This is a genomic window from Methylorubrum zatmanii, assembly GCF_014845115.1.
Classification (GTDB): domain Bacteria; phylum Pseudomonadota; class Alphaproteobacteria; order Rhizobiales; family Beijerinckiaceae; genus Methylobacterium; species Methylobacterium zatmanii.
Window position 1 is genome coordinate 1 of record NZ_NKUI01000104.1, and the last position, 18,567, is coordinate 18,567.

Genomic DNA, 18,567 nt, shown 5'->3' on the forward strand with positions numbered 1-18,567 from the left:
GCCAGCCACGACAGCCGCGTCGTCATCCAACAATTTGCAGGGATCGAGGCCGGGCGCGCCTGGACTCGAAGGGTCGTCCTCACGGGGACGGGCGAGAGGTGAAGCCGGAATGACGGGTGTGCTGGCCCCTGGGCCAAGTCCGCTGTCGCATAGGCTCGCCTCTCATCGGAACGCGATCATGTGGCGGTCCTTGTGCCGACCACGGACAGGAGCCAAGAGCCCCGTGGGTGCGAGATCCGGTCAACTACTTTGGCTTGATAAGGGAGAGGGCCTATGAAATGACTAAATCTGGGCTATGGCGCAGGCACATATTCCTATAAAAATTCAAATATACCATCTACACATAGTGCGGATAATTCAGATGATATTTGTGCTCATTCCTCCTATGATTTTGATTGCCGGCGGTTCCGCACTTATGTCAATCAAGCCAAGGAAAGCGCTTGAAATATTTCTATGGTGCATTTATGTGATCACTTTCTTATGTTCGCTATATTTGATTCACTATATTTCATTGCCCCATGTGGTCCGCACAAGTACTGGCAGGCTTCCCCCAACCGTTGGCATGATATTAGGCGAAGCAAATGCGCTTGTCGGTATTGCTGGAATATTGTCTATACCTGTAATATTTTGGATGTCGCATAATGGAAAAAGTCAAGCAAGAACTTTATGCAATGTTTTGAAAGTTATCCGTATATTTTTAATTTTTCTACTTGCTAGTCCTTTGGTAGTTTCCCTGATTCGGCCAATCGTATGGAAATGACCGCGCTTCGGTTGGGGTGGGCCTTGCAGCAGATGTCATGACGTGGCTGCCCTTGACAGAAGAGGCCCGATTACAGAACCCATCATTCAAACGAAAAGCGCCCGGCCTTTCGGCCGGGCGCTTCCCAATAGTCCGTTGGGGCGAACGCTTACGCGGTCAGCACCGTGGAGGGCTCGACCTTCACGCCCGGGCCCATCGTCGAGGTGACGGCGATGCGCTGGATGTAGGTGCCCTTGGCGCCGGCGGGCTTCGCCTTGGCGACCGCGTCGGCGAAGGCCTTGATGTTCTCGACGAGCTTCTGCTCGTCGAAGGACACCTTGCCGACGCCGGCATGGATGATGCCGGCCTTCTCGACGCGGAACTCCACCGCACCGCCCTTGGCGGCGGCGACGGCGCCCTTCACGTCCATGGTCACGGTACCGACCTTCGGGTTCGGCATCAGGCCGCGCGGGCCGAGCACCTTACCGAGACGGCCGACCAGCGGCATCAGGTCCGGGGTCGCGATGCAGCGATCGAACTCGATCTTGCCGCCCTGGACGATCTCGAGGAGATCCTCGGCGCCGACGATGTCGGCACCCGCCGCCTTGGCGTCGTCCGCCTTGGCGCCACGGGCGAACACCGCCACGCGGACCGTCCGGCCGGAGCCGTTCGGCAGGTTGCAGACGCCGCGGACCATCTGGTCGGCGTGACGCGGATCGACGCCGAGATTCATCGAGATCTCGACGGTCTCGTCGAACTTGGCCGAAGCCTTCGACTTCACCAGCTTGATCGCCTCGTCGATGGCGTAGAGCTTCGTGGGCTCCAGACCCTCGCGGGCGGCGCGGATGCGCTTTCCTTCGCGTGCCATGATGCCCTCCCTTACGCGACGACTTCGAGGCCCATGGCTCGCGCGGAGCCACGGATCATCGCGACCGCCGCATCGACGGAGTCGCAGTTCAGGTCGGGCATCTTCTTCTCGGCGATCTCGCGAAGCTGCGCCTCGGTGATCTTGCCGACGGTCGGGCCCTTGCCGGGGGTCTTGGAACCGGAGGCCGGCTTCTTGCCGATCTTCAGGCCGACCGCCTTCTTCAGGAAGAAGGTGACCGGGGGCTGCTTCATCTCGAAGGTGAAGGAGCGATCCTGATACGCGGTGATGATCACCGGGATCGGGGTGCCCTTCTCCATCTGCGCGGTCTTCGCGTTGAAGGCCTTGCAGAATTCCATGATGTTGAGGCCGCGCTGACCGAGCGCGGGACCGATCGGCGGCGACGGGTTGGCGGCGCCGGCCGGGACCTGAAGCTTCACGTAGCCCGTGATCTTCTTCGCCATGGGACTGCTCCCAAGAAATGCGCGTCGCCGGGCTGCCGAGGCACGGACGGACGGGCGGTTGCAGGTCGCGGTGCGATCCGAACGATCCCGGAGGCGAAGCCGGGCGGATCTCCCGCGGGTTTCGGTGGCGCCTTTTGCAAAGGCGCCACCCTACCGAGCCGAGGCGGAGCCGCCGGCCCGGAACCGAGGATCAATCAATTTTGATTGATCAAAAAACGCAAAAAAAGGTCAGGCCTTCTCGACCTGCCCGTATTCCAGCTCGACCGGGGTGGCGCGGCCGAAGATCGACACCGCCACCTTGAGGCGCGAGCGGGCCTCGTCGATTTCCTCGACGGTGCCGTTGAAGGAGGCGAACGGACCGTCGGAGACGCGGACCGTCTCGCCGATCTCGAAGGAGAGGGTGTGCTTCGGGCGGTCGACGCCCTCCTGCACCTGCCCCTTGATGCGCTCGGCCTCGGCATCCGGGATCGGCACCGGCTTGGCCTTGTCGGCGCCGAGGAAGCCGGTCACCTTCGGGGTGTTCTTGATGAGGTGGTAGACCTCGTCGGTCAGGTCGCACTTCACCAGCACGTAGCCGGGAAAGAACTTCCGCTCGGCGTCGACCTTGCGGCCGCGGCGCACCTCGGTGACCTTCTCGGTCGGGACCATGACCTCGTCGAACAGGTCGGTCAGCCCGCGCTGGGCCGCCTGATCCTTGATGGACTGGGCGACCTTGTTCTCGAAGTTCGAGTAGGCGTGGACGATGTACCAGCGCTTCGACACGGGTCTTCTCAACTCCTCGGCGTCTCTCGCGAAACGCCAGCAATGAATCAGGCGCCGATCCCCAGGATCAGGCCGACGGCGAAGCGCAGCACCTGATCGACGGCGACGAAGAACAGGCTCGCGACCACCACCATGACGAACACCATCATGGTGGTGACGGTGGTCTCCTTGCGGGTCGGCCACGTGACCTTGCGGGCCTCGTCGCGCACCTCGCCCAGGAACTCCACCGGCCCGACCCGCTTGGGCGCGGGACGCGCGGGCGGGGTCGCCCGCTGCGGCGCCGTGGGGGAGGCGCTGCGATTGGGGCCGCGCGCCGCATCGGCTTTCTTGGTCGCTTCGTTGGATGCCATGGCGCAACTGAAACCGGACAGGGCTCCGGGAACCGCCGATCGCGGTGCGGGGCCATTCGTCCCACACCGACAGCATCTGAGGATCTCGGAATTCGCCCGCTCTAGCGCAAGTGATCCGACTTGTCGACTGGACTCATGCCGCACCGGCTGGCGCCGAATCGGCAGCCCCTCGACGGAGGAGACTTTGCGTTTTGAGAGAAGCTTGCGATGCGCGGTGACAAACGCCGTGGCAGGAGTGGAGGGACTCGAACCCCCAACCCCCGGTTTTGGAGACCGGTGCTCTGACCAGTTGAGCTACACTCCTACGGCGCGCGCGGCGCGGCTCGCGTCATGCCGCAACCCGCAGCCCAAAGCAAGGGCGGAACGCGCGCCATGTCGAATCCTGGAGCGTTCTCCGCCGAAGTGGACACCGGTTCGGCAAAAGAGAGCGCGTTGAAACCAGGGACCTAGCCGTCCGCGTCCTCGCCTGTCCCGCATTCCCCACCCACGAAGGGATAGGCCGCCTCGACGAGATAGGGGCCACCGCCCCGCGAGGTGCGGGCCGAGTAGAGGGCGGCCCGCCGCGCCGTGAAGCTGAGGCGGGGAAACACGCCCGCCTGCGCGAGGAGGTGCGCCACTGCCTCCGGCGTCGCTTCGCGGTTGAGGCGGGCCAGGGTGACATGGGGCGTGAACTTGCGCCGCTCCGGCTCGGCACCGGCCCGGCGGGCGATGCGCTCGTGCTCCTCCTGCACCGCGATCAATTCGGGCGTGGCCACCACCGAGGCGTAGAGGGCCCGCGGCTTGTCGCCGCCGAAGGCCGCGAGCCCGTCGAGGGTCACGGTGAGGGGCGGGCGCGGGCGTGCCTCCGCCAGGCCGGCGTCGAGATCGGCGGCGAGGACGTCGTCGACCTCGCCGAGAAAGCGCAGGGTGACATGGTAGTCGCTCGGCTCGATCCAGCGCGCCCCCGGCAGACCGCCGCGGAAGAAGGACAGCCTCTCGGCGATCTCCGCCGGGATTTCGAGCCCGGTGAACAGGCGCGGCATGGCCCCTACCCCTTCTTCCGCTCCAGCCGGGTCAGGAAGGTCTCGACGCTCGGCAGGATGCCCTCGACCACCCGCTCGATCCCCTTGGCGGTGGGGTGAAGCCCGTCGTCCAGGGTGTTGGTCCGCTGGCCCGCCACGCCGTCGAGGAAGAACGGGTAGAGCACGAGGTCGTGCGCCCTGGCGAGGTCGGGATAGATCGCGTCGAAGCGGGCGCGGTACTCGGTGCCGAGATTGGGCGCGGCCAGCATGCCGGCGAGCAGCACCGGAATGCCGCGCTCCTTCAGGCGCACGATGATCGTCTCCAGGGCCTTGCGGGTCACCGCCGGATCGGTGCCCCGCAGCATGTCGTTGGCGCCGAGTTCGAGAATCACCCCATCGGTTCCGTCGGGGACCGACCAATCGAGCCGGTCGAGCCCGCCGGTGCTGGTATCGCCGGAGACGCCGGCATTGGCGATCTCGACCTTGTGCCCCCGCGCCTTGAGCGCCTTTTCCAGCACCGCGGGAAAGGCGGCGTCGGCCGGCAGGCGATAGCCCGCGGTGAGGCTGTCGCCGAGCGCCACGAGCTTCAGGGGAGCCTCCTCGGCGCGGGCGATGCCGGGGGCGAGGCTCGCGAGCCCCGCGAGCGTGACTGCGGCGAAGAGGAGCATCAGCGCGGCCCTGCGCCGGGGACGGGCCGACCCCACATCCCCGACGCGCGCCTCGCGCCGGGCCTCCAAGCGTGACACAAGCCGGGGCATCCTCTCCCGGCCGGATCCGGCCTCCGCCGCGTTCCCGTGGTGCAAAGCCGTTTCCTCCCGCTCGAACCTGCCCGTGTCCCCACCAAGATCGGTCGGTGCCTGATGTCGAACAAGGCCGTCTCCCTGTCGCAGATCGAGCTGAGTCTCGGCCGCGGCGCAGCGCGGGTGCATGTCCTGCGCGGCATCTCGCTCGATGTCGAGCGGGGCGAGGCGGTGGGGCTCGTCGGCCCCTCGGGCTCGGGCAAGTCCACCCTGCTGACGGTGATGGCCGGGCTGGAACGGCCCGATACCGGCCGGGTCGTCATCGCCGACACCGATCTCGGGCGCCTCGACGAGGACGGGCTCGCCCGCTTTCGCGGCCGGAACATCGGCATCGTGTTCCAGGCCTTCCACCTCGTGCCGACCATGACCGCGCTGGAGAACGTGGCCCTGCCGCTCGAACTCGCGGGCGCGCCCGATCCGCATGGGCGCGCGGCGGCGGAACTGGAGGCGGTCGGTCTCGGGCACCGGCTGCGGCATTACCCGGCGCAGCTCTCCGGCGGCGAGCAGCAGCGCGTGGCCATCGCCCGGGCGATCGCGCCCGATCCGGCGATCCTGGTCGCCGACGAGCCGACCGGAAACCTCGACGAGGCGACGGGGCGGCAGATCGTGGAGTTGCTGTTCGGCCTCAAGCGCGACCGTGGCGCGACGCTCGTGCTGGTGACCCACGATCCCGGTCTGGCGCGGCTCTGCGACCGCACGGTGCGCCTGCGCGCGGGCCGGATCGAGGTTCCTGCCACGGCCTGAGGATCGCGGCCAGACCAGGCGATCTTCCGGGGCGGCGCCTTGCCCCGAAAGACGAACGATTTTCTGAACTTGCCTCGGATTCTTCGCGCACGATCTCAAGCGTGCGCCAAAGGATCAGGCGCTCAGCGGCGCGCCGATCCGGGCGCGGAGCTTGGCCCGCAGGTTCTGGTTGGCCGCGCTCCGGTCGGCATCGAGCGCCCACATCAGACGCAGCAGCCGGCTGATCGGCAGCGCCCGATCCTCGACGGCCTCGGCGACCTGCTGCTGAAGGGATTTGGAGGTCGTTACGAACGTCTGGGCCGTGTTCTGCATCGATCGCATCCGAAAGGGGGCTCGTCCCACCCGCGGGGCGCGCTCTTAAACGCTTCCAAATCACGACGCCATAGGTTTGCCGGCTCGCAGTTACTCGTCCGTTCAGGGACGGCCCCGGCACCTCACGATTTTTTGATCCTGATGCCCTCAGGCCAGGGGCGAGCGCGCGTAGCCGTCGAGCAGATCCTGCGGATCCCGGTAGATCGCCACGCAGCCGGCTGCCGAGAGCTCCGCCTCAGGGAAGCCTCCGCACAGCACACCGATGGTGGAAAGCCCTGCTTTCGCAGCGGCTTGCGCATCGTAGGGCGTGTCGCCCACGACCATCACCGCCTCTTTTGGAAGGCCGGGCAGCTTGCTCAGCACCGCTTCGAAGATGTCGGGATGGGGCTTGGAGCGGTCGGCGTCGTCCGAGGTCGTCACCACATCGACGAGATCGGTGATACCGAGGATTCTCTGGTAATTTTCCACCTCGGAGGCCTTGCCCGAAGAGGCGAGGGCGACGGTCTGGCCTGCACCACGCACATGCCTGAGCAGGGATTTGACGCCGGGGAAGGGCTTGGCCTGCGCCAGATATCGGCGCTTGAACAAATCCGAGCGGTAGGCTTCGATCCTCTCCCCCTCCTGAGCGAGTCGCGCCTCGTCCACGAAGACCGGCAGAAGCTGGTCTCCGCCCTTGCCGATCTGGCGGCGCACCTCCGCCTCCCCGGCCTGGATCCCGAAATGCGCGAAGGCCTCGACCCAGGCCCGGGCATGCAGATCGACGCTGTCGAGAAGCGTGCCGTCGATATCGAACACGACGGCCTTGATGCGGGCGCTCATCCAGCCGGTCTTCAGCGCGGGAAGAGCTGGAGTCCGTCATCCGGCAGGAGATTGCGGGCCGGCCCGCCGGTCTGCTGGCCGCGACCCTGCTGGTAATAGGGCAGTTCGGGGCGCCGGTCGTTGCCGCTGCCCGAATCGTATTCCCAGGGCGCGTTCCACGGAGCCCGGCCGCTGACCGCAGGGACGGCAGGCCCGGCGAACGCCGCCTCGCCCCCACGCCACGGTCCGGCCACGGCATTGCCAGCCATCACGGCCGCGGCAACGAACAGGGCACCCACGAGGCTCGATCCGACCCGTCCGCGCATCACCATGCCTCCCCGCCTGCCATCGCCATGCCCCGGTCGATGCGAGGGGCAACGGCCGAGCCCGCCCCGCGTTCCCCATCCCGGCACGGGTTCCTGAAAACAGCGAAGCCCGCCGCCCTCTGCGGGCGGCGGGCTCTCCCGGCGACATTCTAAGCGGGTCAGTGGAGGACGGCGGCTTCGGCCCCGGCGCGGGACTTCGCGCGGCTCGCCGCCGGCTTGGCCTTCGGTGCGGCCTTCACGGCCTTGGCGGCGGGCGTCTCGGCCGCTTTCGCGGCGATCTTGGTGGCGACCTTGGCCGCCACCTTCGCGGGAGCCTTTACGGCCTTGGCAACCCCCGCCGGCAAAGAGGCCGGGGCCGTGTCGGCGACCTTGGCGCGGGAGTCGCGGGGTTTCGCGACCTTGGCGACCGCAGCCGGCGCAGCGACTTCCGCCGTCACCGGGGCAGCGGCCTGCCGCAGCTCGGCCTCGGCCTGCAGCCAATGCGCCTCGGCCCTGCCGAAGATCCGCCCCTCGCCTTCCCAGATGTAATAGGCGCGCTCGCGCACCCTCGTCTCGCACAGCACCATGAAGCTCTCCTGAGGTCGTCCGACGCGAGCCCGAACGATGGAAGCCCATGGTTAAGGAGCGGTTAAGCGCGTTTTGTGCCGCGGGTGAGACGGCGGTGGTTCGCTCGGACCTTGCGGCGATAGCCGTCCACGACGGCGCCGTGGGACGCGCCGGTGGCGAGCTGCATCGCCGCCTCCCCCGCCGCGAACACCTTCTCGCTGACCATGCGCTGCGCTTCGATCTGGGCGGCGCTGCCGCCGGCCGCGAGCTTGGCCATGCGCAGGGCGATCACGGACTGCGCCTCGAAGGCGAGCAGCGTCGTGTCGAGCCCGAGCTTCCACCACGATGCGAACATCGAGCCTGCCCTTTCACATTCCGGCGGTCGTCCCGGTCGATCCGCCGGCCCCGGATCGATGCTGCACCGCAAAACAAAGATCAAGGGCCACCCCATTTGGGGACGGCCCCGGGTCTTACCCAAGGCTCAACCGTGCCCAAGGCCCAACCGTGGCTCATCCCCAATCCGGTCGATCCCTTCGGGATGGCGGATTTGGGCTTCGCGCAAACGCCGCGCGGGCTTGCCGAGACGCAACCCGCTCCGATCAAGCGGAGGCCGTCTCAGTCGAAGCTGCGCCCCTTGGCGGCGGAGCCGCCCAGGCTGATCTTGACCTTCTTCGGCGGGGCCGACTGAGCTCCCCTGCCCCGCGCTGCGGGCGTATCGGGCTCCGGCGGCGCCTCCGTCGGTTTGAGCCGGGACTGGCCGTGGATCACAGACCCGATCTCACCCACCGCCCGGATCAGGTCCTCGCGCTCGCAGGCACGGGCCACCTTCAGGCCGAGCTGGTGCATGTGGCTCTTGCCGTAAAGATAGGCCGCGAGCTTGGCGCGGGTCAGCGCCGGAATCGTCTCGAGGATGTAGGGCAGATCGTACTCGTCGGCGCGGTAGACCTCGCCGAGCAGTTCGAGGGACACCGGGCATTCCGGATCGACGGTCGCGCCGGTGGTCGGGTGGGCCTGGGTCATGGGACACCTTCTGTCGGAAGAGAGGGTGGAAGAAGGGAAGAACGGGGATCGGAGGCCGGGGCTTCTGCCACGGATGCGGGCTTGGAGGCACGCGGGGAAGAGGGGGCAGGGAGGCACCCGGTGCAGACCGACGCGATGGCGATCCGGGCCCGCCGGTCGCTGCGCTCCCACACGGTCTCGCGTGGCGGCCCCTCGGCATCCGGTCCGGCCGCCGGGCCGGGCCCGGCGGCACCGTCGAGCCGGGCCGCGGGATGGGAGCGGATGCGCAGGTAGAGCGGCTCCTCGGCCCGAACGGCGGCGGGCAGGCACAGCCCGGCCCCGAGCAGCACGGCCAAGCCGGCGCGGGCCGTGACCGCCGGCCGCACGCCCGCCGCGCCCCGGATCGAACCGGATGTCGGGAGGCCCGATGTCATGCGCCGGATATCATGCGGAGGCCGATCTCACCGTGGCGGTTGCGGGCGCCGGGGCCCGCATCGCGGCTGTCCCTAGCCGCGCAGGATCGGCCGGGATGGTAAACGAGACCTTAACCGCATGCTTCCGCCCGAGGCGAGGCGCCGACGCGAAAAAGCCCGGCGCGGGGCCGGGCTTTTCCGAGGCAATCCGGCGGTCCGGGACGGACCGCCGGCTGGCGCCGATCTTAGTACGAGCCGAACTTGTAGTTCAGGCCGGCGCGGACGACGGCGAACTCGGTGTCGTTGCGGCGGGGGGCGCCGGAGACGACCACCACACCCGGGGTGCTGGTGGTGATGGTGGCGCCGGTGGCATTGGTGGCGAAGGCGCCGCGCAGGCCGGAACCGCGATCGAGGTTCACGTACAGACCTTCCACCTTCAGCGTCACGGCGGACGAGCGGAAGAAGTTCAGGAAGGAATCGGTCGGCAGAGCGTACTCGATACCACCGCCGGCGGCCCAGCCGGTCTGGAAGTCGTTGGAGGACACGCCGGTGCCGAACTCCCGGCCGCCGCCCGAACCGTAGGCGAAGCCGCCGGTGCCGTAGACGAGGGTGCGGTCGAAGGCGTAGCCGAGGCGGCCGCGGACGGTGCCGAAGTAGTCGAGGCCCGACAGGCCGCTCGGGTTGTAGACCAGGGTGCCCGGGATGATGCCGCCGGTGCCGGTGGTGGTGGCGAAGGCGTAACGGTTCCGGTTACGGCCGAAATCGGCGTACTGGGCGTCGGCCTCGACACCGATCACGAAGCCCGAGCCCGGCGTGAACTGGTAGTTGTAGCCGATCTGACCGCCGCCGACGAAGCCTTCGTTGCTGTTGCGGTTGCTGAAGGCGATGACGCCGCTGGTCAGGGCGGGGGCCGAGGAGGCGAACACGCCGGCCGAGGCGGGGACGCCGATCACGGTCGGGCTGTTGTTGTCACGGGTGTTGAAGCCGTAACCGGCATTGATACCGGCGTAGAAGCCCGTCCAGGTGAAGACCGGCACCGGCTGGAACACCGGCGGCGGGGCAGCGCGGCGCGGAAGGTCGGCGGCCGAAGCGGCCACAGTGGCGGCAACAAGCGCGCTCGAAGCGAGAAGCAGGCTTTTCATCGGTTCGTACCCTGTATGGCGGGAGCCGGTGCTGGGTTGGAATGGCCGGGGGACAGGCCCGGTGTTCATCGCTGTCCTGCGATGGACGGACAAATGCACCCGAATCCGTCAACGAAACGTGAAGCCTGACTAGCCCTGAAGGCCAGCAACCGCTCGATGTGCTTCTGCACACATCGAGCGGGGAACCTGTCGAAAGCTTGCAACAGTCAAATCCTGACGCGAATCATGCCAGGAACACAGTAAATACTCCGTTAAGTGCCGGACAAGAGAATGCCTTAACCTGGTCCGCTCATCCTGCCTTCGGTCGACGGCTCGGTTTCGAACCCGCCGGCCGGATGGAGGGCGCCTCCCGTGTCGTTGGATTCCGGCCCGCAGACAGCACGCGGCCCCCTCTCCTGGTCGATCAAGGTGACGCTGATCCTCGGCCTCGCCGCGACGGCGCTGGCCCACCACGTCGCCAAGCCGCCGGACAAGCCGCTGCCCCGGCAAGCGGCGCGCGGGCCGGGCGATCCCGAGGTGACCGGCTCGATCGGCCTCCATGCCGGGGCGACGCGGCTCGATCCCTGCGTGCTTCGCGGGGGCATGCGGGAATGATCGAACGTGCGGGCCGGGCGCGCACCGGATCCGGCGGCCCCCATCCGGCGAAAACAGCCTTGCGGATCTCGCCAGACCGCCGAGCGAGAATGCCGGAAATGCAACCGTGCCCGCCCTCTCTGCGCGTGGCTCGCGCGGGCACAGTCGATTGACAAGCAGGCACAAGGCTCTAAGTGTCGCGCGCGGTCGGACGCGTGACGGCGTACCGCGCACGGCTCCCGCGATCCGCCGCCGGCGCGAGCCTTAGAGCCCTGATCGGCCCACCCCACGCGCGCAATGGTTTCCCGCACACGATGTCTTTCGCCGATCTTGGACTGAGCGACAAGGTTCTCCAGGCCGTCACCACGGCCGGCTACACCGAGCCGACGCCGATCCAGGCCCAGGCGATCCCGCACGTGCTCGCCCGGCGCGACGTACTCGGCATCGCCCAGACCGGGACCGGCAAGACCGCCGCCTTCACCCTGCCGATGCTGACCATGCTGGAAACCGGCCGTGCCCGGGCCCGCATGCCGCGCACGCTGATCCTGGAACCGACCCGCGAACTCGCGGCGCAGGTCGAGGAGAATTTCGAGCGCTACGGCACCAACCACAAGCTCAACGTGGCGCTGATCATCGGCGGCGTCTCCTTCGCCGACCAGGATGCCAAGCTCACCCGCGGCACCGACGTGCTGATCGCCACGCCCGGACGGCTGCTCGACCATTTCGAGCGCGGCAAGCTGCTGCTCACCGGCGTCGAGCTCCTCGTCATCGACGAGGCTGACCGGATGCTCGACATGGGCTTCATCCCCGATATCGAGCGCATCGTGAAGATGGTGCCGTTCACGCGCCAGACACTGTTCTTCTCCGCCACCATGCCGCCGGAGATCGAGCGGCTGGCGGACATGTTCCTGCACAACCCGCAGCGGGTCGAGGTCGCCCGCCCCTCCTCCACCGCGACGACGATCGAGCAGCGCCTCGTGGCCACCGGCGCCGAGGGGCACGAGAAGCGCAAGGTGCTGCGCCACCTCATCCGCTCGGCGAACGAGCTGCAGAACGGCATCATCTTCTGCAACCGCAAGCGCGACGTCGCCCAGCTCCAGCGCTCGCTGACCAGCCACGGCTTCAACGCGGCGGCCCTGCACGGCGACATGGATCAGCGCGCCCGCATGGCCGCCCTCGACGGTTTCCGCAGCGGAGAGACGCCGCTTCTGGTGGCGTCCGATGTGGCCGCCCGCGGCCTCGACATCCCGGCCGTGAGCCATGTCTTCAATTTCGACGTGCCGCATCATCCGGAGGACTACGTCCACCGGATCGGCCGCACCGGCCGCGCCGGCCGCGCCGGCCATGCCTTCACCCTGGCGAGCCGGGCCGACGAACGCTCGCTCGCGGCGATCGAGAGCCTGATCGGGCGGCCGATCGCGTGGCTCGAAGGCGATCTTTCGACACTGCCCACCGATGTGGAGGGCGACGAGCCGCGCCGTCGCCGCGGCGGCCGCCGGGTCAAGGAAACCGAGAAGGGCAGCGACAAGGCCGTCCAGAAGACGGCCGAGCGGCCGAGCGAGACCCGCTCCCGCGGCCCCCGCCGTCCGGCCCCCGAGCGCGGCCGCACCGACGATGTCCGGCGCGAGGCCGAGCCGGTCTCGCCCGTCCGCGAGGCCTCCCGGAGCGCGCCCGAGCGGTCCCGGAGCGAACGGCGTCCGCCGCGCCGCGACGAGGAGGACGAGACGCCGGTCGGCCTCGGCTCCCATGTGCCGGCCTTCCTGCTGAAGCCGACGGGAATCCGGAAGAGCAAGTAACCCGCCCCGCCGATCCGCCAGCCGCCGTCTCGCGCGGCGGCATGAACGGACAGACGCAACCGGGCCGAGCGGGCTTCGGCCGGGCCGGTGCCTCTTTCTGACGGCCGCTTAACGTCTTGGCGAGGTTCTGCAGCGACACTCCGGCTACCGGATATCCACAGGGCGCCTTGCCCTGTCCGGAGGAGATCACGTGACCGGATGAGACAGGGCCCCGATCTCGACCGCGAACGCAGTCTCGTCCTGGCGCAGCGCAGCTTCGAGCTGATGCGCGACTACTGCACCTGCGCGAACCCGCGGGCCTACGCCGTGTGGTATCTCTACGTCGCCGGCACGCAGCCGCTGATGAACGACGCGATCAAGCGTCTCACCACGCAGAACGGCGTGCTGACGAGTGCCGACATCGATCAGCTGCACGATGCCTATATCGACGGCCGCCGGATCGCGGCCGAAGTCGACCGGATGAATTCCAGCCTGATCGCCGAGGTCGAGGGCATCATGGAGATCATCGAGGTCTCGATCCGCTCCACGGCGCAATACGGCGAGTCGCTCCAGGCCTTCTCCCACGACATCGCCAACACGGCCACCAGCCGGACGCGCCTGCGCGAGATCGTCACGACGATCATCGCCAATACCCGCGACGTGACGGCCAACAACCGCACCCTCGAGGCGCGCATGCGCGAGAGCCGCAGCGAGATCGAACAGCTGCGCGAAACCCTCGAAGCCGCCCGCCTCGAAAGCCTGACCGATGCCCTGACCGGACTGGGCAACCGCAAGAGCTTCGAGGAAGCGCTTCACCGCACCGTCAACGTCCCGCCCGCGCCCGGCGGCACGGGGAAGCCGACGAGCCTGATCGTGCTCGACATCGACTATTTCAAGCGCTTCAACGACCTCTACGGGCACCTGACCGGGGATCAGGTTTTGCGCCTCGTCGCCATCGTCATGCGCGAGCATGTCGTGCAGGCCGGCGCGACGCTTGCCCGCTTCGGCGGCGAGGAATTCGGTATCGTCCTGCCGGAGACGGATCTGGAAGAGGCCCGGGCCGTCGCCGAACGGGTGCGCACCAGCGTGACCAGCCGCGAGTTGGTGAAGCGCTCGACCGGGGAATCGCTCGGCAAGGTCACCGTCTCGCTCGGCATCGCCACGCAGCACGGAGACGACAACGCCGTCTCCCTCCTGGAGCGTGCGGATGCCTGCCTGTTTGCCGCCAAGCGCGCCGGCCGTGACCGCACCCTGGACGAGACCGAGGTCATGGCGATGCGCGACGTAGCCTGAGGCCGGCAGATTCCGGCCTCACGGCACGCCTCCAACAGGCCGCCGGAGCGCGAGAGCCGCGCCGGCCGGCGGTCAGGCCGGGGCGCCGGCCGCTAGGCGATCCGGGCTCACGGGCGTGATCGCGACGGATTCGCCGCAGCCGCAGGCCGAGGTCTGGTTCGGGTTGTTGAACACGAACTGGGACGACAGCTTGGTCGTCTGGAAATCCATCTCGGTGCCGAGCAGGAACAGCACCGCCTTGGGATCGATGAACACGGTCACGCCCCGGTCCTCGATCACGTCCTCGCCGGGATTGCGCGCCTCGGCATATTCCATCGTGTAGGACATGCCGGCGCAGCCACCGTTACGGACGCCGACGCGCAGACCCGCGATCGGGCGGTCGGCATCGGCCATGATCGCCTTGATCCGCTCCGCCGCGCGGTCGGTCAGCGTGATCACCTTGAAACCTGACATCGTGGTCGCTCTCCTGCGGCCGGGTTCAAGGCCCGGGCGGGTGAGGGGTTTGAACACCCGAAGAGATAAGCACTCCCCAGGCGGCGGTCCACCGTGAGACTTGGCAATGGTGAGACGGAGAAGCGCTCGATGCGGGGATCGCGCTCTCCGTTCTCGGCGCTCGCCTGACCGGCTACCACATGTCCAGCGCGATGCGGGCCTCGTCGGACATCCGGCTCTGATCCCACGGCGGGTCGAACACCATCGTCACTTGGCAGGACTGCACCCCCGGCACCGCCGAGACCGCGTTCTCGACCCAGCCCGGCATCTCGCCGGCCACGGGGCAGCCCGGGGCGGTCAGGGTCATGTCGATCAGCACCCGCCGGTCGTCCTCGATCTGCACCCGGTAGATCAGGCCGAGTTCGTAGATGTCGGCGGGAATCTCGGGATCGTAGACGCTCTTCAGCGCGGTGACGATCTCGTCGGTGAGCCGGTCGATCTCTTCGGCCGGAATCGCCGAGGCCGCCGCGAGGGCGGGGGCGTTGGTGCCGCCGGTGATGGTGGCGTCGGTGCTCATCGGATCTCTCCTTCCGGCCGCCACACAGGGCGGCCGAAACGTTCCAGAACAGTCAGGCGAACAGCGTCTCGGCCTTGGCCAGGGCCTCGGCCAGCGCGTCGATTTCCTGAGTGGTATTATACAGGCCGAACGAGGCGCGACAGGTGGAGGTGACACCGAAGCGCGTGAGCAGCGGCATCGCGCAATGGGTGCCGGCGCGCACGGCCACGCCCTGACGGTCGATCACGGTGGCGATGTCGTGGGCATGGGCGCCCTTGACCTCGAAGGCGATGACGCCGCCCTTGTTGCGGGAATGGCCGATCTGGCGCACGGAGTTCATCGCCCCGAGCCGCTCCTGGGCATAGGCCGTCAGCATCGCCTCGTGGGCGGCGATGTTCTCGCGGCCGAGCTTCATCATGAATTCCAAAGCCGCGCCGAGACCGACCGCCTCGATGATCGCCGGCGTGCCCGCCTCGAAGCGGTGGGGCGGATCGTTGTAGGTGATCGCATCCTGGGTCACCGTGCGGATCATCTCGCCGCCGCCCTGATAGGGGGGCAGCCGATCCAGCCATTCCTTCTTGCCGTAGAGGACGCCGATCCCGGTCGGGCCGTAGACCTTGTGGCCGGTGAAGACGAAGAAGTCGCAATCGAGCGCCTGCACGTCGATGGGGCGGTGGACCGCGCTCTGCGCCCCGTCGAGCAGAACCGGCACGCCGTGGGCATGGGCGATGCGCACGATCTCCTCACCCGGCGTCACCGTGCCGAGCACGTTCGACATATGGGTGAGCGCCACCATCTTGGTGCGCGGGCTGAACAGCTTCTCGTATTCCTCGACCAGGAAGTTGCCGTCGTCGTCCACCGGCGCCCACTTGATGACGGCCCCGCGCCGCTCGCGCAGGAAGTGCCAGGGCACGATGTTGGAGTGGTGCTCCATGATCGAGAGGATGATCTCGTCCCCCTCCCCGATCAGCCCGGCCCAGCCCATGGAGGAGGCGACGAGGTTGTAGGCCTCGGTCGCGTTGCGGGTGAAGATGATCTCGTCGGTCGAGCGGGCGTTGAGGAACTGGCGCGTGGTCTCGCGCGCGCCCTCGAACCCCTCGGTCGCGGCATTGGCCATGTAGTGCAGGCCGCGATGGACGTTGGCGTAGCCGGTCTCCATGCAGGAGACCATGGCGTCGATCACCGCCCTCGGCTTCTGCGCCGAGGCGGCATTGTCGAGATAGACCAGCGGCTTGCCGTAGACTTTTTCCGAGAGGATCGGGAATTCGGCCCGGATCGCCTCGACATCATAGGGAGTGGCGGGGACGGGTGCGTTCATCGTCTCGACCTCGAAGCGTACCGGCCAGAATGCCGTCGATCCCACTCCGCCCCTCATCCTGAGGTGCCGGAGCGCAGCGGAGGCCTCGAAGGAGGGCTCCAGATGCCGTCACGATCCCTGGAGCCCTCCGTCGAGGCCCGTCGATACGGGCATCTCGGGATGAGATCAGGATTGGGACGATGCGGGCGATGAGCCCTCTCCCACCCCAGTCAGGCCTGCCCGATTTGGGCAGGTCCTTGCGGATCTCGGGCAAGCCCGAGATCCGTTGGGAAGGTGTCGGCGCTTAGCCCCGCGCCGCCAGCCACGCCTCGATCCCGCCGATCAGCGCGTCACGGGCGCCCTCGTGCGTGACCGTCTCCACCGCCTCGCCGACGAAGGCCTGCACCAGCAGGCTCTCGGCGGTCGCGCGCGGCAGGCCGCGGGCCATGAGGTAGAACAGCAGATCCTCGTCCGGCGCGCCGCAGGTGGCACCGTGGCCGCAGGCAACGTCGTCGGCGAAGATCTCCAGCTCCGGCTTGTTCATCATCTGACCGTCGTCGGTCAGAAGCAGGCAGTCGGACTTCATCTTGCCGTCGGTCTGCTGCGCGACCTGGCGGACGATGATCTTGCCCTGGAACACGCCGGTCGAATCGCCGTCGATCACCGTCTTGAACATCTCGCGGCCGACGCCGCCCGTCGCCGCATGGTCGGCGAGCAGGGTCGAATCCGCGAGCTGGCCATGGCCGAGGAGGGCCGCGCCGTTGACCACGGCGTTAGCGTCCTCACCCGCGACATGCAGGTAGATCTGATGACGCGAGAGCTTGGCGCCGGTGACGAGGTTGACGGTCTCGAGCTGCGCCCGGGCGTCGAGCCGCACCGAGAGCGTCGAGAGGGCGATGGCCGCGTCCCCTTCCCGGTTGAGCCGGGTGTGGCGGAAGGCGGCCTCCTCGCCGATGCGCACGTCGAGGGCATCGTTGGGCTGATAGGTCAGCCCGGCCGGCCCCTCGTGGCTCTCCAGCAGGAAGAACTCCGCACCGGCGCCGACCTCGACCAGCACGCGGGTCGCGGTCGAGAAGGCGGTGTCGCCGGTGCCGATGAAGCGCAGGTGCAGCGGCGTCGCGGGCTTGGCGCCGGCGGCCACCGAGATCAGCGCACCATCGGCCAGGAAGGCGGTGTTGAGCTGATAGATCGGGTTCTCGCGCACCTGCTCGACCGGAGCCAGCAGCGTCAGGCGGGCATCGCCCTGCGCCAGCGCCTCGTTGAGCGGAGTCACCGTCACGCCTTCGGGAATCCGGTCGAGATCCGACAGGGCGGCGACGAGGTGGCCGTTGACGAAGGTGAGGCGCGCGGCCTCGACCTCGGCGAACCCCTTGGCCCCGGCGGCAGCGGACCGCGCGGCCTCCTCGGACGGCGCCTCGGCCGGCGGGGCGGCCTCGGTGATGGCGGCGCGCAGGTCCGTGTACTTGAACGCCTCGACCCGGCGGCTCGGCAGGCCGGTCGCCTCGAAGAAGCGGAACGCCTCCTCGCGGCTGATGGCCTGCTCGCTGGCGAAGCTTTTGCGCGCGGACTCGAAGAGCTTGGAGAGCCCGGCCTCGGCGGGGGAGCGGAGATTGGTGACGTCGGCCATTACGCAGCCTCGCTCGCGCGGTACTCGGCATAGCCGGAGGCCTCGAGTTCGAGCGCCAGCTCCTTGCCGCCGGTCTTCACGATCTGGCCCTTCGACATGACGTGCACGGTGTCGGGCACGATGTGGTTCAGGAGCCGCTGATAGTGGGTGATGACGAGGAAGGAACGGCCTTCCGCCCGCAGCGCGTTCACGCCCTCGGAGACGATGCGCAGGGCGTCGATGTCGAGGCCGGAATCGGTCTCGTCGAGCACGCAGAACTTGGGCTGCAAGAGCGCCATCTGGAGGATCTCCATGCGCTTCTTCTCACCGCCGGAGAAACCGACATTGAGGGCGCGCTTGAGCATCTCCTTGTTGATCTCGAGCTTGTCGGCGGCCGCGTTCACCGCGCGGATGAAATCGGGGGTCGAGAGCTCGTCCTCGCCGCGCGCCTTGCGCTGGGCGTTGAGGCAGGCCTTGAGGAAGGTCATCGTGCCGACGCCGGGGATCTCCAGCGGGTACTGGAAGGCCAGGAAGATACCGGCGGCGGCGCGCTCATCGGCCGCCATCTCCAGGATGTTCTGCCCGTCGAGCAGGATCTCGCCGTCGAGAACCTCGTAATCCTCCTTGCCGGCGATGACGTAGGAGAGCGTCGACTTGCCCGACCCGTTCGGGCCCATGATCGCGGCGACCTCGCCGTCGTTCACGGTGAGGTTCAGGCCGTTGAGGATACGGTTGTCCTCGATCTGCACGACGAGGTTTTTGATCTCAAGCATG

At 67.9% G+C, this 18,567-nt stretch carries 23 protein-coding genes and 1 tRNA gene; 5 read left to right on the plus strand and 19 right to left on the minus strand.

What is annotated here, in order from left to right:
• The first annotated feature begins 361 nt into the window (after nucleotides 1-361).
• Nucleotides 362-760, plus strand: coding sequence for a hypothetical protein (locus MZTS_RS13650; RefSeq protein ID WP_192284261.1), 399 nt, complete (start codon nucleotides 362-364; stop codon nucleotides 758-760).
• Nucleotides 761-908: 148 nt separating this feature from the next.
• Here the strand turns inward: MZTS_RS13650 and rplA are convergent, their stop codons facing one another.
• From rplA to MZTS_RS13685, 7 genes are all read right to left on the minus strand, one after another.
• Nucleotides 909-1,607, minus strand: a complete 699-nt coding sequence (gene rplA / locus MZTS_RS13655; protein WP_012456183.1) for a 50S ribosomal protein L1 — start codon at nucleotides 1,605-1,607, stop codon at nucleotides 909-911.
• A gap of 11 nt (nucleotides 1,608-1,618) precedes the next feature.
• Nucleotides 1,619-2,068: a 50S ribosomal protein L11 gene (rplK, locus tag MZTS_RS13660; protein WP_003597508.1), complete on the minus strand. Its 450-nt coding sequence runs from the start codon at nucleotides 2,066-2,068 to the stop codon at nucleotides 1,619-1,621.
• A 228-nt stretch (nucleotides 2,069-2,296) separates the two neighbouring features.
• A complete protein-coding gene (nusG, locus tag MZTS_RS13665; RefSeq protein WP_192284262.1) occupies nucleotides 2,297-2,830 on the minus strand; it encodes a transcription termination/antitermination protein NusG in 534 nt (177 codons plus the stop codon).
• A 47-nt stretch (nucleotides 2,831-2,877) separates the two neighbouring features.
• Complete coding sequence (gene secE / locus MZTS_RS13670; protein WP_192284263.1) at nucleotides 2,878-3,180, minus strand: preprotein translocase subunit SecE; 303 nt, start codon at nucleotides 3,178-3,180, stop codon at nucleotides 2,878-2,880.
• A gap of 227 nt (nucleotides 3,181-3,407) precedes the next feature.
• Nucleotides 3,408-3,484 (minus strand) — tRNA-Trp (locus MZTS_RS13675).
• Nucleotides 3,485-3,626: 142 nt separating this feature from the next.
• Nucleotides 3,627-4,202 carry an RNA 2',3'-cyclic phosphodiesterase gene (gene thpR, locus MZTS_RS13680; protein ID WP_192284264.1) on the minus strand — a complete coding sequence of 192 codons (576 nt, stop codon included), beginning with the start codon at nucleotides 4,200-4,202 and terminating at the stop codon, nucleotides 3,627-3,629.
• A gap of 5 nt (nucleotides 4,203-4,207) precedes the next feature.
• Complete coding sequence (locus MZTS_RS13685) at nucleotides 4,208-4,849, minus strand: arylesterase (RefSeq protein ID WP_192284265.1); 642 nt, start codon at nucleotides 4,847-4,849, stop codon at nucleotides 4,208-4,210.
• Nucleotides 4,850-5,041: 192 nt separating this feature from the next.
• On the opposite strand from MZTS_RS13685, the gene MZTS_RS13690 reads away from it, so the two are divergent.
• Nucleotides 5,042-5,725 carry an ABC transporter ATP-binding protein gene (locus tag MZTS_RS13690; protein WP_192284266.1) on the plus strand — a complete coding sequence of 228 codons (684 nt, stop codon included), beginning with the start codon at nucleotides 5,042-5,044 and terminating at the stop codon, nucleotides 5,723-5,725.
• A gap of 114 nt (nucleotides 5,726-5,839) precedes the next feature.
• Here MZTS_RS13690 and MZTS_RS13695 read toward each other — a convergent pair whose 3' ends face one another.
• The 7 genes from MZTS_RS13695 to MZTS_RS13725 all read right to left on the minus strand — a co-directional run bounded on the left by MZTS_RS13695 (nucleotide 5,840) and on the right by MZTS_RS13725 (nucleotide 10,261).
• The gene (locus tag MZTS_RS13695; RefSeq protein ID WP_009862464.1) at nucleotides 5,840-6,037 is read right to left on the minus strand and encodes a hypothetical protein; all 198 of its coding nucleotides are present in this window, start codon (nucleotides 6,035-6,037) and stop codon (nucleotides 5,840-5,842) included.
• A gap of 147 nt (nucleotides 6,038-6,184) precedes the next feature.
• Complete coding sequence (locus MZTS_RS13700; RefSeq protein ID WP_192284267.1) at nucleotides 6,185-6,856, minus strand: HAD family hydrolase; 672 nt, start codon at nucleotides 6,854-6,856, stop codon at nucleotides 6,185-6,187.
• Between the two features lie 11 nt (nucleotides 6,857-6,867).
• Nucleotides 6,868-7,161, minus strand: coding sequence for a hypothetical protein (locus tag MZTS_RS13705; RefSeq protein WP_192284268.1), 294 nt, complete (start codon nucleotides 7,159-7,161; stop codon nucleotides 6,868-6,870).
• A gap of 158 nt (nucleotides 7,162-7,319) precedes the next feature.
• The gene (locus MZTS_RS13710) at nucleotides 7,320-7,727 is read right to left on the minus strand and encodes a DUF2934 domain-containing protein (protein ID WP_192284269.1); all 408 of its coding nucleotides are present in this window, start codon (nucleotides 7,725-7,727) and stop codon (nucleotides 7,320-7,322) included.
• A gap of 62 nt (nucleotides 7,728-7,789) precedes the next feature.
• Nucleotides 7,790-8,062 carry a hypothetical protein gene (locus MZTS_RS13715; protein ID WP_009864174.1) on the minus strand — a complete coding sequence of 91 codons (273 nt, stop codon included), beginning with the start codon at nucleotides 8,060-8,062 and terminating at the stop codon, nucleotides 7,790-7,792.
• 260 nt (nucleotides 8,063-8,322) lie between these two features.
• On the minus strand, nucleotides 8,323-8,727 hold the full coding sequence (locus MZTS_RS13720; RefSeq protein ID WP_009864173.1) for a hypothetical protein: 405 nt from the start codon (nucleotides 8,725-8,727) through the stop codon (nucleotides 8,323-8,325).
• A gap of 637 nt (nucleotides 8,728-9,364) precedes the next feature.
• On the minus strand, nucleotides 9,365-10,261 hold the full coding sequence (locus tag MZTS_RS13725; protein WP_192284270.1) for an outer membrane protein: 897 nt from the start codon (nucleotides 10,259-10,261) through the stop codon (nucleotides 9,365-9,367).
• A 351-nt stretch (nucleotides 10,262-10,612) separates the two neighbouring features.
• Between MZTS_RS13725 and MZTS_RS13730 the strand changes: the two genes are divergently transcribed.
• The 3 genes from MZTS_RS13730 to MZTS_RS13740 all read left to right on the plus strand — a co-directional run bounded on the left by MZTS_RS13730 (nucleotide 10,613) and on the right by MZTS_RS13740 (nucleotide 13,902).
• A complete protein-coding gene (locus tag MZTS_RS13730; protein ID WP_192284271.1) occupies nucleotides 10,613-10,855 on the plus strand; it encodes a hypothetical protein in 243 nt (80 codons plus the stop codon).
• A 293-nt stretch (nucleotides 10,856-11,148) separates the two neighbouring features.
• A complete protein-coding gene (locus tag MZTS_RS13735) occupies nucleotides 11,149-12,630 on the plus strand; it encodes a DEAD/DEAH box helicase (protein WP_192284272.1) in 1,482 nt (493 codons plus the stop codon).
• Nucleotides 12,631-12,828: 198 nt separating this feature from the next.
• Nucleotides 12,829-13,902 carry a GGDEF domain-containing protein gene (locus tag MZTS_RS13740; protein ID WP_192284273.1) on the plus strand — a complete coding sequence of 358 codons (1,074 nt, stop codon included), beginning with the start codon at nucleotides 12,829-12,831 and terminating at the stop codon, nucleotides 13,900-13,902.
• Between the two features lie 72 nt (nucleotides 13,903-13,974).
• Here the strand turns inward: MZTS_RS13740 and MZTS_RS13745 are convergent, their stop codons facing one another.
• From MZTS_RS13745 to sufC, 5 genes are all read right to left on the minus strand, one after another.
• Nucleotides 13,975-14,355 (minus strand): HesB/IscA family protein, encoded by a 381-nt coding sequence (locus MZTS_RS13745; protein ID WP_192284274.1) that lies wholly within the window; start codon nucleotides 14,353-14,355, stop codon nucleotides 13,975-13,977.
• 172 nt (nucleotides 14,356-14,527) lie between these two features.
• On the minus strand, nucleotides 14,528-14,911 hold the full coding sequence (locus MZTS_RS13750; RefSeq protein WP_009865277.1) for an SUF system Fe-S cluster assembly protein: 384 nt from the start codon (nucleotides 14,909-14,911) through the stop codon (nucleotides 14,528-14,530).
• A gap of 52 nt (nucleotides 14,912-14,963) precedes the next feature.
• Nucleotides 14,964-16,208: a cysteine desulfurase gene (locus tag MZTS_RS13755; protein ID WP_192284275.1), complete on the minus strand. Its 1,245-nt coding sequence runs from the start codon at nucleotides 16,206-16,208 to the stop codon at nucleotides 14,964-14,966.
• Nucleotides 16,209-16,491: 283 nt separating this feature from the next.
• The gene (locus MZTS_RS13760) at nucleotides 16,492-17,814 is read right to left on the minus strand and encodes a SufB/SufD family protein (protein ID WP_192284276.1); all 1,323 of its coding nucleotides are present in this window, start codon (nucleotides 17,812-17,814) and stop codon (nucleotides 16,492-16,494) included.
• Nucleotides 17,814-18,566 carry a Fe-S cluster assembly ATPase SufC gene (sufC, locus tag MZTS_RS13765; protein ID WP_192284277.1) on the minus strand — a complete coding sequence of 251 codons (753 nt, stop codon included), beginning with the start codon at nucleotides 18,564-18,566 and terminating at the stop codon, nucleotides 17,814-17,816. Before sufC ends, MZTS_RS13760 begins: the two co-directional genes overlap by 1 nt.
• Nucleotide 18,567: the final 1 nt, after the last annotated feature.

Coding starts and splice junctions, on each gene's coding strand:
- MZTS_RS13750 (WP_009865277.1), bottom strand. CDS start 14,911: ATGAGCACCGACGCCACCATCACCGGCGGCACCAACGCCCCCGCCCTC.
- MZTS_RS13700 (WP_192284267.1), bottom strand. CDS start 6,856: ATGAGCGCCCGCATCAAGGCCGTCGTGTTCGATATCGACGGCACGCTT.
- rplK (WP_003597508.1), bottom strand. CDS start 2,068: ATGGCGAAGAAGATCACGGGCTACGTGAAGCTTCAGGTCCCGGCCGGC.
- MZTS_RS13725 (WP_192284270.1), bottom strand. CDS start 10,261: ATGAAAAGCCTGCTTCTCGCTTCGAGCGCGCTTGTTGCCGCCACTGTG.
- MZTS_RS13710 (WP_192284269.1), bottom strand. CDS start 7,727: ATGGTGCTGTGCGAGACGAGGGTGCGCGAGCGCGCCTATTACATCTGG.
- MZTS_RS13720 (WP_009864173.1), bottom strand. CDS start 8,727: ATGACCCAGGCCCACCCGACCACCGGCGCGACCGTCGATCCGGAATGC.
- MZTS_RS13745 (WP_192284274.1), bottom strand. CDS start 14,355: ATGTCAGGTTTCAAGGTGATCACGCTGACCGACCGCGCGGCGGAGCGG.
- MZTS_RS13715 (WP_009864174.1), bottom strand. CDS start 8,062: ATGTTCGCATCGTGGTGGAAGCTCGGGCTCGACACGACGCTGCTCGCC.
- secE (WP_192284263.1), bottom strand. CDS start 3,180: ATGGCATCCAACGAAGCGACCAAGAAAGCCGATGCGGCGCGCGGCCCC.
- MZTS_RS13695 (WP_009862464.1), bottom strand. CDS start 6,037: ATGCAGAACACGGCCCAGACGTTCGTAACGACCTCCAAATCCCTTCAG.
- MZTS_RS13685 (WP_192284265.1), bottom strand. CDS start 4,849: ATGCTCCTCTTCGCCGCAGTCACGCTCGCGGGGCTCGCGAGCCTCGCC.
- MZTS_RS13760 (WP_192284276.1), bottom strand. CDS start 17,814: ATGGCCGACGTCACCAATCTCCGCTCCCCCGCCGAGGCCGGGCTCTCC.
- sufC (WP_192284277.1), bottom strand. CDS start 18,566: ATGCTTGAGATCAAAAACCTCGTCGTGCAGATCGAGGACAACCGTATC.
- rplA (WP_012456183.1), bottom strand. CDS start 1,607: ATGGCACGCGAAGGAAAGCGCATCCGCGCCGCCCGCGAGGGTCTGGAG.
- MZTS_RS13740 (WP_192284273.1), top strand. CDS start 12,829: ATGAGACAGGGCCCCGATCTCGACCGCGAACGCAGTCTCGTCCTGGCG.
- MZTS_RS13650 (WP_192284261.1), top strand. CDS start 362: ATGATATTTGTGCTCATTCCTCCTATGATTTTGATTGCCGGCGGTTCC.
- thpR (WP_192284264.1), bottom strand. CDS start 4,202: ATGCCGCGCCTGTTCACCGGGCTCGAAATCCCGGCGGAGATCGCCGAG.
- MZTS_RS13755 (WP_192284275.1), bottom strand. CDS start 16,208: ATGAACGCACCCGTCCCCGCCACTCCCTATGATGTCGAGGCGATCCGG.
- MZTS_RS13705 (WP_192284268.1), bottom strand. CDS start 7,161: ATGCGCGGACGGGTCGGATCGAGCCTCGTGGGTGCCCTGTTCGTTGCC.
- MZTS_RS13690 (WP_192284266.1), top strand. CDS start 5,042: ATGTCGAACAAGGCCGTCTCCCTGTCGCAGATCGAGCTGAGTCTCGGC.
- MZTS_RS13735 (WP_192284272.1), top strand. CDS start 11,149: ATGTCTTTCGCCGATCTTGGACTGAGCGACAAGGTTCTCCAGGCCGTC.